This is a genomic window from Embleya sp. NPDC059213 (assembly GCF_042754445.1).
GTDB lineage: Bacteria > Actinomycetota > Actinomycetes > Streptomycetales > Streptomycetaceae > Embleya.
The window spans coordinates 41,803-57,852 of the sequence record NZ_JBHZAV010000007.1 but is presented as its reverse complement, the minus strand read 5'-3'; the positions used below and the strand labels follow the sequence as shown (position 1 = coordinate 57,852).

Sequence of the window (16,050 nt, the reverse complement as noted above, 5' to 3'; positions counted from 1 at the left end):
CGCGAGCAGGACGATCATAACCCTTCGCCGGCCGAGGCCCGGCCGGCGCCGGCCGCGTGCGTCGGCCACTCAGTATCGGGCCGCGGCGAGCGCGTCGTCCCACACCCGATGCCAGTGCGCGACCGCCGACTCGCCCATGCCCGCGACCATGTTCGGCAGACCCGCGTCGAAGCCGCGTTGGCAGGACTCGGCGCCGGGGAAGTCCTCGGTCACCAGCACCCGCTTGTTGGTCTCGTGGTTCGCCCGGGCCATGGTGATGCTGCTCTCGCTCAGCGGCTCCCAGGTGCCCTCGGTCATGTGCACGACCGAGCGGTTCGGCCGGTCGCCCGGATAGATCCGCAACATCGTGGTGCTCAACGGGCTCTCGATCAGCACGGTGGACGGCAGCACGGTCTGCACGTTGACCATCGGCAGCCGTGCGGGCCAGGACTCCTCGGGCACGTCGGCGAGTTGCTCGAATCCCACGATCGGGACGGCGAACCGGGTGTGCGGGCCCCACGTGTCGACGATGCCGTGGTTGAGCACGATGCCGTTGATCGTCGCGGTGTGCAGGAACGGCACGTGATACGCCTCGACGTTGATGTCGACCGAGAGCTTCCAGTTGCAGGCCAGGTCGAAGCGTTCGCTGACCACCGCGCGGGTGCGGTCGTAGGGGAAACCCGCGTAGGCGTCCTCCAGTTCGTCCAGTGCGCCGGCGACCTCGACGTCCGGGCGCAGGCCCACCACGACCAGGCCCGCGGACAACGCGACCGGCAGCGGACGCAGGCCGAACTTCGCCGGGTCGATGCCCGGGAACTGCGGACGCGAGGGCAGCCCCGTCAGCTCGCCGTCGTTGCCGAAGGTCCAGCCGTGATAACCGCAGCGAAAGCGTTGCGCGCTGCCGCAGCCGGTGCCGGTCAAGCCCTCGGTCTCCGGGACGTCCCGGCTCACCCGCATGCCCCGGTGGGTGCAGGCGTCCAGGAACGCGTGCAGCTCACCGTCCCGGTCCCGGGTCACCAGAACCGGTACGCCGTCCACGTCGCGCGCGATGAAGTCGCCCGGCTCGGCCACCTCGCCGGCCCACCCGATCACCTGCGGGGTGCGGCGGAACAGCACCTCGCGCTCACGGTCGTGCCGGCCGGGGTCGGTGAAGCACGAGCCGTTCAGGACGGCGGGCGCCGCGCCCAGGTCGAGCGTGCGGTTGGTGATGTGCTCGATGATGCGTCGCCCGGTGGCGACCACGTCCTGGTGCTTCAAAGGAGTGACTCCGATGTCTGGGAGATGTCCGGGATGGGGAGATTCAGTACTCCGACCACGTCTCTGTTACACCGTTACATTGTTGGCCGGGGTCGATACCCCGTCAATGACCCCCGGGGCGATGTGGTCTCATCAGTGGGCAATCGCACGTGGAGGTCAGCACCATGCCCGGCCGGGTCGAGAACGTTGGTTATGACATCGCGGGCATGACCCTGTCGGGTCTGCTCGCCCGCCCGAAACCCGGCGTACGGCCGCGCGGACTGCTGTTCGCGCTGCACGGCGGCGGCTCGCGCGCGGACTACTGGCACCGCCCCGGCGCGGCCGAGGACTCGCTGCTCGTGCCGGCCGCGGCGCTCGGCTGGACGGTCCTGGCGATCGACCGACCCGGCTACGGCGCGTCCGTGGGCCTGGCCCGGGAGCGGCAGGGGCTGGACGCGCAGGTGGACGTGTTGTTCGCCCTGCTCGACGAACTCGGCGCGACCGAGGTCGGTGCCGAGCCGGACGGGTCGGGCCCGGCGCCGGTGTTCCTCGCCGCGCACTCGATGGGCGCGCTCGTGGCGCTGCGGATGGCGGCCGACAAGCGCGGCCGGGACCTGCTCGGGGTCGCCGTCGGCGGCGCGCCGCTGCGCTACACCCCCGAGCGGCTGGCCGAGTTCGCCGCCGTCCCCACCGAGGGCGCGTTCGTGCCGTCGATGGGCGGTGGCACGCCGGACACCTTCTTCGGGCCGCCCGGGTCCTACGATCCGGCGCTGCTCACCCGGGCCGGGCGGGTGGCGGCACCGGTGCCGATGGCCGAGTTCCTCGACGTGCGGGAGAGTCCGTACACGCTGCCCGGCGTGCTGGCGCGGGTGTCGGCGCCGGTGCACTGGACCGTGGCCGAGTTCGAGCGATCCCAGGTAGCCGGCCCCGAAGTGCCCGCCGAGGCACGTGAGTTGCTCGTCGGCGCGCGGTGGGTGGAGACGCACACCCAACGCGGCGTCGGGCACAACATCAGCCTGCACCACGCGGCGCGCGCCTACCACCTGCGCGTGCTGGCCTTCGCCGAGGAATGCCTGCTCGCCCGAGCCGCCGACGCCGACACCGCTCCGGAGGCGATCGGCCCGTCCGACGGCTGACCGCCGGTGGTCGCGGGCCGCAGCGGTCCCGGCCCGCCCGGCGGTCGGCCGTGCGGTCCTCGATCACACCGAGTCGGCCACCCGGCGTCGCTCGCACGACGCCGGTCGCGCGAAGTCGACTCCGGGGGATCGATCGCAGGAGGTCGGGCGCACGATGTCCGGCAGGGTGAACCACACCACCTTGCCCGGCGGCAGGCGGTCGGCGCCCCACGCGTGCGCCAGGCCGTCGATCATCCGCAGGCCCCGACCCGACTCCTCGTCCCACGTGCCGATCCGGGCGACCGGCAGGCGCGGTGACGAGTCGCGCACCTCCACCCGCAACAGGTCGCCGTCGTGCAGCAGGGTCAGGGCGTGCCAGGCCCCGGGCCCGACGTGGACGAGGACGTTGGTCAGCAATTCGGTCAGCAGCACCTCCGCGACGTCGACCAACTCGGCCAGGCCCCAGTCGTGCAGGACCTTGCCGGTGGCCCGGCGGACTCGCCCGACCCCCACGGTCGAGGCGGCGAGCTGAACGCAATAGTGACGGACGTCCTCCGCCATCACCGGCATGTCGACCTCCGGACGTGCGGGCAGGGGGTCGCGCGATCCGAGGCAGGCACTCAGAGCGACCCGTGAACAACAGTAAGTCATGGCCGACATGGAGCGTGCCCGGCTGTGAACGAGTGTGCAACTCCCAATCTTGGATCGACGGGAAGTTTCCGGTAGTCACCACACTTCCACCCGCAGTAGGGCACACTGTCCCCCGATCGGACGCGCCGACGTTCCGGTTCGGTGCGTGAACAGCGTGTAAGTGGAGGTGCGGCGTGGCCATGGCGCCCAATCCGACCGTCCGGCAGCGCAGGCTCGGGACCGAGCTGCGCCGGTTGCGCGAAGCGCGCGGCCTGAGTCTCGAAGATGTCGCCGTACGCCTGGAGTGCTCGGATTCCAAGGTCAGTCGGATCGAATTGGGCCGCAGCGGTGTGCGACCGGTGGACCTGCGGATTCTGCTGGATCTGTACCGGGTCGAGGACGAACAGGAGCGCGATTCGCTGCTCACCCTGGCCCGGGAGGCCAAGAAGCGCGGCTGGTGGCACAGTTACTCGTCGATCCTGCCCAGCTCCTACGCCGAACTGCTCAGCCTGGAGGCCGAGTCCTCGGGCATGCGCGGATTCGAACTCTCGCTCATCCCGGGCCTGTTGCAGACCCCGGACTACGTCCGGGCGGTGATCGCCGCGGTTCGCGAGGACATGTCCGCCGAGCAGGTGGACATGCTGGTCCGGGTCCGCCAGGAGCGGCAGGCGGTGCTCGATCGGGTCGGCCCGCACGGCGAGGCCACGTTCCGGCTCACCGTGGTCATCTCGGAGTCCGTGCTGCGCACCGTGGTGGGCGGCCGGGAGACGATGCGGGCCCAGTTGGAGCACCTGATGGCCGCCGCGGTCCGGCCACACGTGCGGCTACAGATCCTCCCGTTCTCGGCGGGCGCACACCCCGCGATCGAGGGTTCATTCGCGATCATCGGATTCCCCGCGCTTTCCGATCTGGATGTGGTCGTACTCGACACGCATACGAGTAGCCTCTATCTGGAGGAGCCCGAACACGTCAGTGTCTATGAGCGTTTGTTTGAGGACATCCGCGCTTCGGCACTGTCGTACGGTGAATCCTTGTCCATGATCGAGCTCGCAGCAAAGGAATTGTCTTGAGCAACACAAACCCGGGTTCACATTTCCGGTTCGATTCCCCGAGTATCACCGAAGATTCCCACGACGACCTCAAAGCCGCAGGTCACAGCGCTTTCGCCGGTCACGCTTGGCGGCGGAGCACATACAGCGGCGCCACCAGCAATTGCGTCGAGACGGCCCCCGTCGCGAGTGCCGTCCTGGTGCGCGACTCGAAAGTTGCCGCAGGTCCGGTGCTCCATCTGGAAGCCGGCGCGTGGCAGACGTTTATCGGTGGGATCGACTCCTGAGTCGAGTCCGTTCCGATACCGAACGGTTGATTGTTCGCGCTCCTCACTCCCACGAGTGGGAATTAATCCCACGAAAGAGTGAATTCTCCCGATGATCGTCCCGGGTTCCCGTGCCCCGGGGCGCTCCCAAAGCGCAACTCTCCGTCGCCGACCCCCTACTTCACTCCGTGCGCTGCTGCGGTTCGCTCCGGCAGCGCATCGGGGTGGAAGAGTGGTGGGGTGCAGATTTCGGTGCTTGGCCCGCTCCAGGTGTGGGACGACGATGGTCGATCCGTGACGATCGGCGGCGCGCGACTGCGTGCGCTGCTGATCCGACTCGCCCTGGACCCCGGCAGGCCGGTCTCCGCGGACCGGTTGATCGCGGCCGTATGGGGCGACGAGCCGCCTGCGGGGGCGGGCAACGCGTTGCAGTCGTTGATCTCCCGGCTGCGCCGGCAGTTGCCCGTCGAACTCGACTCGGGGCCGGCCGGCTACCTGCTCCGCGTCCGGCCCGAGGACGTGGACGCGCACCTGTTCGGCACGCTCGCGGTCCGCGGTCGCCGCCGGCTCGGCGAGGGCGACCCGGCGGGCGCCGCCGAGACCCTGGGCCGCGCGCTCGCGTTGTGGCGGGGGCCGGCGCTGGCCGACGCCGCCGACGCCTCGTTCGCGATCGGATCCGCCGCCCGGCTGGCCGAGCAGCGGCTCGGCGCGATCGAGGACCGGGCCCAGGCGCAGCTCGCGCTCGGCCGCAGCCGGGGCCTGGCCGCCGAGCTGGAACAGCTCACCCGGGAGCATCCGCTGCGCGAGCGGCTGTACGGACTGCTGATCCGCACGCTGCACGAAGAGGGCCGCCGAGCCGATGCGCTGACGCTGTATCAGGGCCTGCGCGAGCGGCTCGCGGACGAATTGGGCATCGACCCCTCGCCGGACCTGGAGGCGGCCTACCTGGCGGTGTTGCGCGGCGGCGACTCGCGCCCGGCGACCCCGGCCGAGCCGTCCGTCGACCGGGCCTCGGGCGGGGCCCGACCGACGCCGGGCAATCTGCCCGCGCGGCTGACCACCTTCGTCGGGCGCGAGGACGAGGTGGTCCGGGTGGATCGGCTGCTCGGCGAGTCGCGCCTGGTCACCGTGGTGGGCCCGGGCGGCGCGGGCAAGACCCGGCTGAGCACCGAGGCCGGTGCCCGGATAGCGGCCGCCGGCGAGGGGGTGGACGGCGGCGTCTGGTTCGTCGAACTCGCTCCCGTGCTGGACCCGTTGGACCTTCCGCAGGCGGTGCTGACGGCGCTCGGGCGGCGTGAGGTGGGCCTGCTCGACACGTACGTGCCCGGGTCCGGCCGCGACATCGTCGAGCGGATCGTCGAAGTGCTCGCCGGCCGACCCAGCGTGCTGATCCTGGACAACTGCGAGCACCTGATCGCCGCCGCGGCGGCCTTCGCCGGCCGGCTGCTCGCCCGCACGCCGACCCTGCGCATCCTGGCCACGAGCCGCGAACCGCTGGGCATCGACGGCGAGATGTTGTGCCCGCTGGGCCCGCTCGCGCTGCCGCCGGTGGGCATCGACGCGGCCCAGGGCATGCGCTACGCGTCGGTGCGGCTGTTCGCCGATCGGGCCCGCGCGGTCCGCCCGGGCCTGGCGATCGACGCCGACGTCATCGGCGCGGTCGCCGAGATCTGCCGGCGCCTGGACGGACAACCACTCGCCATCGAACTCGCCGCGGCCCGCACCCGCTCGCTCACCCCCACCCAGATCGCCGTCCGGCTCGACGATCGCTTCCGACTGCTGACCGGCGGGAGCCGGACCGCGCTGCCTCGGCACCAGACGCTGCGCGCGGTCGTGGAATGGAGCTGGGACCTGCTGGAGAAGCGCGAACGCGTCGCCCTGCGCCGACTGTCGGTGTTCGCCGGCGGCACCACCCTCGAAGCCGCCGAGGCGGTGCTGCCCGGCACCGATTTCGCCGCGGCCGACGTGCTGGATCTGCTCGCCGGGCTGGTGGACAAGTCGCTGGTGGAGGTGATCGGCACCACCGAGACCCGCTACCGGCTGCTGGAGACCATCCAGGCGTACGCGGGTGAGCGACTGGTGGACGCGGGCGAGGCGGAGGAGACCGGGACCCGTCACGCCCGGTGGTTCACCCGCTTCGCCGAGGAGGCCGACGCGCGGCTGCGCGGGCCCGAGCAGATCGAGACGATCAACCGGCTCGCCGCCGAACACGACAACCTCGCGGTGGTGCTGCGCTACGCGGTCGACCACGCGGACGCGGACCTGGCGATCCGGCTGGTCGAGGCGCTGTCCTGGTTCTGGGCGATGCGCGGCAACCACGGCGAGGCGCACGCGTGGGGCCGCGAGGCGCTCGCGGTGCCCGGACCCGCGCCGCAGGACAAGCTCGCCGGCGCGCTCGCCTTCCACGCGCTGCACGCCTTCTCGTCCGGCGAACGATGGGACGCGATCCGCGCCTACGCCCGGGCCCGGCTGATCATCCGGCGACTGGGCGCGGACGCGCCGGCGCCGCTGCCGGTGTTCATCGAGATGCTCGCCGCGGTGGTGCGCGGGGACAACCCGGCACTGCACGAGGCGCTGATCGCGGCGGACGGGATCGCCGACGGGTGGATCCAGGCGATGGCCCGGCTGATGCGTGGGCATTTCGCGGTCAACCTCGGCCACCCGGAGGAGGCGGTCCACTTCCTCACCGACGCCCGCGACCGGTTCGCCTCCATGGGCGACCGCTGGGGGCGCGCCTCCGCGATCTCGGGTCTGGCCGAACTGCTGATGTACACGGCCGACTTCGAGGGTGCGTTGGTCGCGGTGGACGAGGCGCTGGGGCTGCTGCACGAGCTCCGGGCCGAGGACGAGATTCCCCAACTCATGCTCCGCCGGGGCATGATCCACGCGCGGGCCGGCAACGTCGACCTCGCGCGCGAGGTGATGACCGATCTCGCCGCGCGCGGCGATACCCGGGCGACCCCGATGGCACACCTGTTCGCCGACCTCGGACTGGGCGAACTGGCCCGCTACCTGGGTGACTTCGAGGAGGCCGAGCGGCGCTACGAGAGCGCCTTGGCGATTCTGCCGAACGCCAGCCTGCTGCCACCGCAACTGACCGGCAGCCTGCACATCGGTCGGGCGCACGTGGCCTGCGGACGCGGCGACCTGGTGACGGCACGCGCTCATTTCGAGGCCGCCGTCCCCTACGCGTTGGACGGCAAGGACATGCCGGTGCTCGGCATGTGCATCGAGGGCTTTGCCACGCTGGCCCTGGAGACCGGCGATCTCGAACGCGCGGCACTCCTGCTCGGCGCGGCGCAGGTGGTCCGCGGCCATCCCGACCTGAGCGACATCGACGCGGACCGGGTGGCGGCCCGGTTGGGGGAGCGGATGGGAGCCGAGGAGTTCGCCCGGGCAAAGGCGATCGGGGCGGCGCTGGAGATGTCCGCGGCGATCGAGCTGATCCAGCCGCAACCGCCGGTGGCCCCGACCCCCTGAGGGTGTCGGGGCACTCCCGGCGGCCGGGTGGCGCATCGGGCGAATCCCCGGGTCAGACCCGGCGGTTGTACTGGCGCACCGTCAGCGGGATGAACACCACCATCAGGGCGAACGCCCAGATCACCACGACGAGCGCGTGGTGGGCCACCGGCCCGCCGGTGAGCAGCCCGCGCGAGGCGTTGGTCACCTCGGTGACCGGGTTGATCTTGACCCACGCCTGCAGCCAGCCGGGCATCGTCGAGGTCTTGGCGAACAGGTTCGAGCCGAAGGTCAGCGGAAACATCATCAGGAACGAGACGCCCTGCACGCTGCGCGGCTGCTTCATGGTCACCCCGAGCAGCGCCACGACCCAGCACATGGCGAACGCGAACAGCAGGACCAGGCCGACCGCCGCGAGCACCGCGAACACGTTGGTGTGGAACCGGAAGCCGATGATCGTGCCGAACACGAAGACCGACGTGACGGCCACCAGGAAGCGCAACACGTCGCCGAGCACGGTGCCCGCCAGCGGCGCGATGCGTGATATCGGCAGGCTGCGGAAGCGGTCGAACACCCCCGTGGACATGTCGGTACACAGCCCGACACCGGTGCCGACCGATGCGAACACCACGGTCTGCACCAGGATGCCGGGCAGCACGAACTGCAGGTAGTCGTGCGTGCTGCCCTCGATCGCGCCGCCGAACAGGTAGACGAACATCACGGTGAACAGGATCGGCTGAAGGGTCAGGTCGATCAGCTGTTCGCTCTGCTTCTTCAATTTCACCAGGCTGCGCCAGGTGAGGGTGAGCGTGTGCCGCACCACCGCACCCGGACCGTTGCGGTGCGGCACGTGGGCCCTGCGGTCGGGCTTGTGGGTGGTGGGGGTGTCCTCGGCGGGACGGACGGTGGTGGTGGTCATCGGGAGGCTCCTAGGACGAGGGCCAGGTGGGAGATGGTCAGCAGGACGACGGCGAGCAGCGGCAACACCCGGGTGCCGTACAGATCCGGGAGGCCGGACAGGTCCGGGAGTTCGTTCACGCCGCCTTCCCCCGGTCGGCCGACGCGTCGTCGGACTCGGACGAGTCCTGGCTGCGGTGCCCGGTGACGGTCATGAACACCTCGTCCAGGCTGGGCAGTCGCAGGGCGAACTCGGTGGCCCGGATGCCCGCCTCGTCGAGCCGGCGGACCACCACCGGCAGCAGGTCCTGATCGGTGACCGCGACGGTGACCTGACCGCGCTCGCCCTCCACGACCGGCTCCCGGTCGGTGAGCTCGCGCAACAGCGCGACCACGTCGGCCATTCGGGCCGGGTCGGCCGGGCGGATCTCCAGGCTCTGACCGCCGACCTGGGCCTTGAGTTGGTCCGAGGTGCCGCTGGCGATCACCCGGCCGTGGTCGATCACCACGATGTCACTGGCCAGTTGGTCCGCCTCGTCCAGATACTGCGTGGTCAGCAACACGGTCACCCCCTCGTCGCGGACCAGTTCGCGCAACATCTGCCACACGTCGCCCCGACTGCGCGGGTCGAGTCCGGTGGTCGGCTCGTCCAGGTAGAGGAACGCGGGACGCCCGACCAGCGAGGCGGCCAGGTCGAGTCGGCGGCGCATACCGCCCGAATAGGTGCCCGGGGTCCGGCCGCCGGCCTCGGTCAGATCGAAGCGGGCGAGCAACTCGGCGGCCCGCGCCTTGGCCTCGCGGCGGGACAGGTCCAGCAGGCGGCCGAGCAGGAGCAGGTTCTCGAAACCCGTCATCTCCTCGTCCACCGACGCGTACTGCCCGGTCAACCCGATCAGCCCGCGCACCTCGTGGGCCTGACGCACGGTGTCGAACCCGCCCACCCGGGCGATGCCCGCGTCCGGCGTGATCAAGGTGGCCAGCGCGCGGACCATGGTGGTCTTGCCCGCGCCGTTGGGGCCCAGCAGGCCCAGCACGGTGCCGGTCTCGGCCCGTAGGTCGACCCCGGCCAACGCGGTGGTGCCGCCGTACCGCTTGACCAGGCCCTCGGTCTCGATCGCGTAAGTCATCGGGTTGCTCCCCGTGGGTGTTCGTGGTCGGTGTGCGACGGGTGTTCGCCGTCCGTTGCCATCAGCTTCGATCCGCCCGCTGATATCGCGCGCACACCCGGCCGGCACCGCCGGCACCGAACTGACACGGTGTCGCGATCGACCCGGATCCAAGCACCGGTAATGTCCTGGCCCTGAGGGTCCTTGCGGGAGAACGAGGGAAGACCATCGGGAGCCACCACACGCTCGCGATAACTTCGGAGTGGGGCCGTTCACCGGATACGTCGACGGCCGGCGGACGTGGGGTCGGGCGACCGACATGGGGCACACGCGACAGTGGGGGAGGCAGAGCGTTGGCGGCAGCCGTTCCGATTTCGCAGGCACCGGGCTCGGGAGTACCCGCACGGGGCACCGGCCGTTCGAATGGGCTGTTCCGACCCCGGAACATATCCGTGCGCCGACTCGTCCGGGTCGGCGGCACCACCCCCGGTCTGATGCTCACCACCGGCGTCGCGCTGGTGCTGATCAGCCTGCTGGCCGGACTGTTCGCGGTACTCGCGGTGGGACAGCGCGCGGACTCGGCCAAGGCGGTGGCCACCGGCAGCGAACCGCTCGGGGTCAAGACCCAGGAGATCTACCGGGCCCTGGCCGACGCCGACGCGACGGCCGCGGCCGGGCTGCTCGAAGGCGGCGTCGAGTCGGCGGACGTGCGGCAGCGCTACCAGCAGGCGATCGAGACCGCGTCGAGCACGCTGATCCAGGCGACCGCGGCGGGTGCCTCCGGCAAGGTGGCCGAACAACTTTCCGTGATCGGCGTGCAACTGCCCGAGTACGCCCGCCTGGTCGAGCGCGCCCGGGCCGAGACCCGGCAGGGCAACACGGTCGGCGCCGCCTACCTGCGCTCCGCGTCCAAGAACGTGATGCGCGCCAAGATCCTGCCCGCCGCCACCGCACTGCACGAGATGGCCGAGAAGCGCCTGACCGGCGACCACCGCGATGCCACCTCGACCCCGTGGGTGCCGCTGATCCTGCTCCTGGTCAGCCTGGTCTCCTTCGGCGGCGCGCTGTGGTTCTTCGCCCGGCGCACACACCGCCGGGTCAACATCGGCCTGGCGATCGCCGGCCTGGCCACCCTGGTGTCCATCGGCTGGTTGTGGGTGGGCACCGACTCCTCGCGCACCGACCTCGACCGCAGCCGCAGCGACGGTTGGGGGCCGGTCGAGACGCTCGCCCAGGCCCGTTTCCTGACTCTGCAGGCACACGGCGACGAGAGCCTGACGCTGGTCATGCGCGGCAGCGACAACGGGCAGTACGAGAACGACTTCAAGGACGTGTGGGGCAAGCTGGTCGGTGTCCCGGCCGGCAACGGCAAGCCGGCGGTGGTGGGCATGCTGACCCGCGCCGAGCGGGTCACCTCCTCGGACCCGACCACGCTGGCCAAGGTCAAGGCCGCCCAGGCCGCCGCCGCGGACTGGGACAAGGCGCACACGGAGGTCGCCGACCTCTACCGCAATGGCGAGTTCGAGCAGGCCGTCGCCCGGGTGACCAAGGCCGACGGCGCCTCCCGGGTGGCCTTCGACCGGATCGACGAGGCATTGCGCGCCGCGGTCGCCGAGGACCAGAAGGACTTCGAGGACTCGGTGCGTTCGGGCCGACAGGCGCTGGACCACCTCGACATCGGCCTGGGCGTCCTGGCGCTGCTCGCCGCCGCCGCGACCGTGGACGGTGTCCGTCGTGAGGTCGGGAGGTACAACCGGCCATGAGCATCCGCATCGTGTTGCCCACCGTGGTGTGCGCCCTCGCGCTGACCGTGGCCGGCTGCGGTGCCGGGGTCGGCGAGCGCGACACACCGGAGCCGGCCACCATCGCCGCCGCACCGCGGGCGACCCCCGGACCCGATCCGTCCTGCCCCGACGTCACCGCGAGCCTGCGCCCGAACGGCGCCCTGCCCACGCCGACCGCGTTGCCCGCAGGCAGCACCATGGACACGCTGCGTCGGCGCGGCTTCCTGATCGCCGGCATCGACCAGAGCAGCTTCCCGTTCGGCTTCGTGGACCCGCAGAGCAACCTGCTCCGCGGCTTCGACATCGACCTGCTGCGCGAAGTGGCGAAGGCGATCTTCGGCGACGCCGGCCCCAACCGGATCCAGTTCCGGGTGGTGCGCAACGAGGACCGCGCGATCGCGGTCGCGCGCGGCGACGTGGACATCGTCGCGGAGACCATGACGATCAACTGTCAGCGCCGGCAGAGCGTGGAGTTCTCCTCGGTCTACTTCACGGCCGGCCAGCGGTTGTTGGTGCAAAAGGACGGCGTCGCCGACCGCGCCGACTACAGCGGGGGCCTGGCGGCGCTGCCGCGCGACATGCGGGTGTGCTCGGTGCCCGGTTCCACCTCGATCGGCATGCTGCGCGAGCAGGCGCCGCAGGCGAAGGTGGTCGAGAGCGACACCTGGGCGGGCTGCCTGGTGCTGCTGCAACAGGGCCAGGCGGACGCGATCACCACCGACGACACGATCCTGGCCGGCCTCCAGGCGCAGGACCACATCTTCACCGTCGTGGTCGGCCGCAACCTCACGCTGGAGCCGTACGGCATGGCGATCGCCAAGGACCGTACCGACTTCGTCCGGTTCGTCAACGCGGTGCTGGAGCGGCTGCGCCAAAACGGCCGGTGGAAGGAGCTGTACAAGCAGTACCTGGGCACCTCCTTGTCCGCCGAGGTGCCCGAACCGCCCGCGGCCGAATATCGGGACAGCGCGTGAACCGAGCCCCTCGCGTGCTCGGCCGCGACGAGATCGACGAACTGACGGCCCGTCACGAAGCCGAGTACGACGGCATCACCGCCGGTTTGATGGAGTTGGAGAACCACCCGGGCCGGCAACTCCTGGAGGGCGGCACGCTGACCGGCCGCACCGCCGAGCAGTGGGAGAGCGGCCGGCGGGCGATCGCCCTGCTGTGGGGACACCGCGAGGCGTACGGCGCGGTGCTGGACCGGGTGCGCGCGCTGCGCGGGCGGCGGGGCAAGCCGCAACGACCCGAGTTGGAGGAACTCTCCTTCCTGCTGCTCGGATCGGCCGCCGAACTCGCCGCACGCGACGTGCCGATCGGCCAACGCGCGCTGACCGATCCGGCGCTGCACGTGCGCCGGATGAGCCTGACCGACCTGGTCGCCGACATGGCGCCGGCGTGGAGCGAGGTGACCGCGGTCGTCGAGGCCGCCGACGCGGTGTGGACCCGCCTGGTGCCCACGCTGGACCGGGTGGACGCGGGCATCGGCGCCGCCGAGGCCCGGATCGCCGAACTCGGCGGCCCGGACGCGGTGCCCGAGCAGACCGCCGCGCTGGACCGGATCCGTCGCCGGCTGGAAACGGCGCGCACCCTGGTGGCGGGCGATCCGCTGGCGCTCACGAGCGGGGACGAGCGGCGGATCGGCACCGTGGACGTGCCCGCCATCGAGACGGAGCTGAACCAGGTCACCGAAGCGGTGCGGCACCTGCTGATCGTGCGCGGCCGCTTCGACGAGCGCATCGGCCGACTCGGGGCGGCGCTGGAGGAGTTGGCCTATCAGGAGGGCGACACCATTCGCCGGCGGGCGCACGTCCTGAGTCGGATCAGTGACAAGCGGGTGCCCGAGGTGCCGCTTCGGGCGGCCACCCTGCGGGAGCGACTGGGCGCGGTCACCGTGCTCGGCGGCGAGGGCGACTGGGTGCGCGTCTCGCGCGAGCTGAGCACGCTGGAAAACGACGCCGAGGGCGCCCGGGAGCGACTGACGGCCACTCGGGAGCACATCGAGGCCCCGCTGGCCCGACGCGACGAACTGCGCGGCCTGGTGCAGTCCTACCGGGCGATGGCCGCGCGCGGCGGACACGGCGAGGAAGCCGTGCTGGAGTCGCTGTACAACCACGCCAAGGAGTTGTTGTGGCGAGCACCGTGTGAACTCGAGGTGGCGGTACGGGTGGTGACCTCCTATCAGGAGGCGGTGATCGCCGCGCACCGCAAGGATCGTCCGGACGACAAGGGGGAACAGAGATGATCAAGTGCAATCGTCCGCCTTGCCAGGGCGAGATCGACGACGGGTTCTGCACCGATTGCGGCCAGGAGCCGCTCGCCGCCGGCGCACCGGTGCCGGCCGCACCCGAGCCGCAGCGCAGCGGCCGATCCGGCGTGTCCGGGACCGCGGGCTCCGCGGGCGCCTCGTCCGCGCGCAGCGCTTCCGGGCGCAGCTCGCGCCGCTCGGGCCGGACCGGCGGCACCAGCCGGCGACTCGGCGGCGGTCTGGTCGAGATGCCGAACGTGCCCCGGCGCAATCCGGAGACGGCGCTCGCCCGCAACCCGGTGATCCCCGAGGAGAAGCGCTTCTGCCGCAAGTGCGACCAGCCGGTCGGCCGCGGTCGCGGCGGCCGACCCGGCGTCGCGAACGGGTTCTGCCCGCGCGACCGTACGCCGTTCTCGTTCGCACCCAAGCTTCAGCGCGACGACATGGTCGGCCAGTACCGGATCATCGGCTGCCTCGCCCGCGGCGGCTTCGGCTGGGTCTACCTCGCCCAGGACACCGCCGCGCACAACATGTGGGTCGTGCTCAAGGGCCTGCTCGGCAGCGACGACGCCGACTCGCGCGCGGCGGCTCTGGCCGAGCAGCGCATCCTCACCCAGATCCAGCACGCCAACATCGTGCACATCCAGACCGTCGTGCAGTACCCGGACCCGCTCACCGGCCAGGACGAGACCTACCTGGTGATGGAGTACGTCGGCGGCCTGTCGTTGATGGACCGGCTCAAGTCGATGCGCGAGAGCGACCCCAAGGCGGTGCTGCCCGTCGAGCAGGTGCTGGCCTACGCCATCGACATCCTGCCCGCGTTCGGCTACCTGCACCAACAGAACCTGGTCTACTGCGACTTCAAGCCGGACAACGTGATCCAGACCGAGGACCAGCTCAAGCTGATCGACCTCGGCGCGGTGACCGACCTGGCCCGGCCCGGCAAGTTCACCTACGGCACGGTCGGCTATCAGGCACCCGAGATCGAGGCCGGGCGGGCCGAACCCTCGGTGGAATCCGACCTGTTCACCATCGGCCGCACGATGGCGGTGCTCAGCTTCTACTTCGCCGGATACACCCGCAAGCACAAGGCCGCGCTGCCCGCCGCGAGCGAGGTGCCGCTCTTCACCGAATTCGAGTCGTACCACCGGCTGTTGCTGCGTGCCACGCACCCCGACCCGAACCAGCGCTTCGCCTCCGCGGCGGACATGGCCGAACAGTGCGTCGCGGTGCTGCGCGAGGTGGTGGCGGTCCGCACCGGCGAGCCGCGACCGGGCGTGTCCGGCCTGTTCGGCCCGGAGACCCGGGTCGTGCACGCCGAGGTGGCCGCGCGCAACACCGACCCGGGCCTGCTCGCGCCCGCGCCCGACCCGGCGGTGATCGCCGGCGCGCTGCCGGTGCCCCGGGTGGACCCCGCCGACCCGGCCGCGAACCTGCTGGCCACCGTGGCCACCACCGACCCCGACGAACTGCTCTCCGCGCTCACCGCCGCGGGTATCTCCTCGCCGGAGGGCACGCTGCGGTTGGTCCGGATGTGCATCGAACACGGGGACGTGGTGCGGGCCCGGGCGTTCCTGGCCGACCTCGACGCCGACGACTGGCGGCTGCCCTGGTTCGAGGGTTTGGCCGCGCTGTCCGAGCACGACCTCGCGCGCGCCCACGAGTGCTTCGACGGGGTGCGCGGCGCGCTGCCCGGCGAGCCCGCGCCGCGGATCGCACTCGGCGCGTGCCGCGAGGCGATGGGCCGCTACGACGAGGCCGCCGCCGAGTATCGCGGCGTCTGGGCCACCGACCGCGCCTACGTCGCGGCGGCCTTCGGGCTGGCCCGGTGCCAACTGGCCACCGGAGACCGGGCGGGCGCGGTACGGACCCTGGAGAGCGTGCCGGACACCTCGGCCAACCACATCGCGGCGCAGACCGCGGCGCTGCGCACCCGGATCAGCGGTCGGGGCGCGGGCGAGGCGTTGGGCCCCGACCTGACCGCGGCCTCCGATCGGCTCGGCGCGCTGCGGCTGGAGGGCGAGGCGCACGATCGGCTCGCGGTCGAACTGCTGGAGACGGCGCTGGAGTGGGTCAAGGCAGGCGCGAAGGGTGGGAATTCGGGCACCGGGGACGCGGGTGGAACCGCCGGGGTGCTCGGTAGCGAGTTGAAGGAAAAGCCTCTGCGGTTCGCCCTGGAAAAGTGTTACCGCGATCTGGCCCGGCATGTGACGACGCATGCGGAGCGCATCGCGCTCGTCGACCGGGCGAACGAGGTGCGACCGTGGACGTGGGTGTGATC

At 71.5% G+C, this 16,050-nt stretch carries 13 protein-coding genes; 8 read left to right on the top strand and 5 right to left on the bottom strand.

All coding sequences use genetic code 11. The features are described from left to right. Positions 1–69: 69 nt before the first annotated feature. Positions 70–1,236, bottom strand: a complete 1,167-nt coding sequence (locus ACFXMF_RS04850) for an aromatic ring-hydroxylating dioxygenase subunit alpha (RefSeq protein ID WP_360317772.1) — start codon at positions 1,234–1,236, stop codon at positions 70–72. 206 nt (positions 1,237–1,442) lie between these two features. On the opposite strand from ACFXMF_RS04850, the gene ACFXMF_RS04845 reads away from it, so the two are divergent. Then, the gene (locus ACFXMF_RS04845) at positions 1,443–2,351 is read left to right on the top strand and encodes an alpha/beta hydrolase (protein ID WP_379988741.1); all 909 of its coding nucleotides are present in this window, start codon (positions 1,443–1,445) and stop codon (positions 2,349–2,351) included. Between the two features lie 63 nt (positions 2,352–2,414). On the opposite strand, the gene ACFXMF_RS04840 is transcribed toward ACFXMF_RS04845, so the two are convergent. Continuing rightward, complete coding sequence (locus tag ACFXMF_RS04840; protein WP_360317778.1) at positions 2,415–2,900, bottom strand: ATP-binding protein; 486 nt, start codon at positions 2,898–2,900, stop codon at positions 2,415–2,417. A 260-nt stretch (positions 2,901–3,160) separates the two neighbouring features. Between ACFXMF_RS04840 and ACFXMF_RS04835 the strand changes: the two genes are divergently transcribed. The 3 genes from ACFXMF_RS04835 to ACFXMF_RS04825 all read left to right on the top strand — a co-directional run bounded on the left by ACFXMF_RS04835 (position 3,161) and on the right by ACFXMF_RS04825 (position 7,755). Continuing rightward, a complete protein-coding gene (locus ACFXMF_RS04835) occupies positions 3,161–4,030 on the top strand; it encodes a helix-turn-helix transcriptional regulator (protein ID WP_360317780.1) in 870 nt (289 codons plus the stop codon). Beyond that, entirely contained in the window at positions 4,027–4,296 is a 270-nt protein-coding gene (locus ACFXMF_RS04830) for a DUF397 domain-containing protein (RefSeq protein ID WP_360317782.1), read from the top strand. Before ACFXMF_RS04835 ends, ACFXMF_RS04830 begins: the two co-directional genes overlap by 4 nt. A 273-nt stretch (positions 4,297–4,569) precedes the next feature. Next, positions 4,570–7,755, top strand: a complete 3,186-nt coding sequence (locus ACFXMF_RS04825) for a BTAD domain-containing putative transcriptional regulator (protein WP_379988743.1) — start codon at positions 4,570–4,572, stop codon at positions 7,753–7,755. 52 nt (positions 7,756–7,807) lie between these two features. Here ACFXMF_RS04825 and ACFXMF_RS04820 read toward each other — a convergent pair whose 3' ends face one another. Genes ACFXMF_RS04820 through ACFXMF_RS04810 form a run of 3 tightly spaced genes read right to left on the bottom strand, consistent with a single transcriptional unit; the run spans position 7,808 to position 9,758 of the window. Then, positions 7,808–8,653 carry an ABC transporter permease gene (locus tag ACFXMF_RS04820; RefSeq protein WP_360317786.1) on the bottom strand — a complete coding sequence of 282 codons (846 nt, stop codon included), beginning with the start codon at positions 8,651–8,653 and terminating at the stop codon, positions 7,808–7,810. Next, a complete protein-coding gene (locus tag ACFXMF_RS04815; protein WP_360317788.1) occupies positions 8,650–8,772 on the bottom strand; it encodes a hypothetical protein in 123 nt (40 codons plus the stop codon). Before ACFXMF_RS04815 ends, ACFXMF_RS04820 begins: the two co-directional genes overlap by 4 nt. Beyond that, positions 8,769–9,758, bottom strand: coding sequence for an ATP-binding cassette domain-containing protein (locus ACFXMF_RS04810; protein WP_379988745.1), 990 nt, complete (start codon positions 9,756–9,758; stop codon positions 8,769–8,771). The genes ACFXMF_RS04815 and ACFXMF_RS04810 overlap by 4 nt, the downstream gene beginning before the upstream one ends. A 431-nt stretch (positions 9,759–10,189) precedes the next feature. On the opposite strand from ACFXMF_RS04810, the gene ACFXMF_RS04805 reads away from it, so the two are divergent. From ACFXMF_RS04805 to ACFXMF_RS04790, 4 genes are read left to right on the top strand one after another with little or no spacing between them, the layout of a single operon-like run. After that, positions 10,190–11,500, top strand: coding sequence for a hypothetical protein (locus ACFXMF_RS04805; RefSeq protein ID WP_360317792.1), 1,311 nt, complete (start codon positions 10,190–10,192; stop codon positions 11,498–11,500). Beyond that, the gene (locus ACFXMF_RS04800; RefSeq protein ID WP_360317794.1) at positions 11,497–12,495 is read left to right on the top strand and encodes a glutamate ABC transporter substrate-binding protein; all 999 of its coding nucleotides are present in this window, start codon (positions 11,497–11,499) and stop codon (positions 12,493–12,495) included. Before ACFXMF_RS04805 ends, ACFXMF_RS04800 begins: the two co-directional genes overlap by 4 nt. Further along, positions 12,492–13,766, top strand: coding sequence for a hypothetical protein (locus ACFXMF_RS04795; RefSeq protein ID WP_360317796.1), 1,275 nt, complete (start codon positions 12,492–12,494; stop codon positions 13,764–13,766). The genes ACFXMF_RS04800 and ACFXMF_RS04795 overlap by 4 nt, the downstream gene beginning before the upstream one ends. After that, positions 13,763–16,048, top strand: a complete 2,286-nt coding sequence (locus ACFXMF_RS04790; RefSeq protein WP_360317798.1) for a tetratricopeptide repeat protein — start codon at positions 13,763–13,765, stop codon at positions 16,046–16,048. The genes ACFXMF_RS04795 and ACFXMF_RS04790 overlap by 4 nt, the downstream gene beginning before the upstream one ends. The last annotated feature ends 2 nt before the right edge of the window (positions 16,049–16,050 follow it).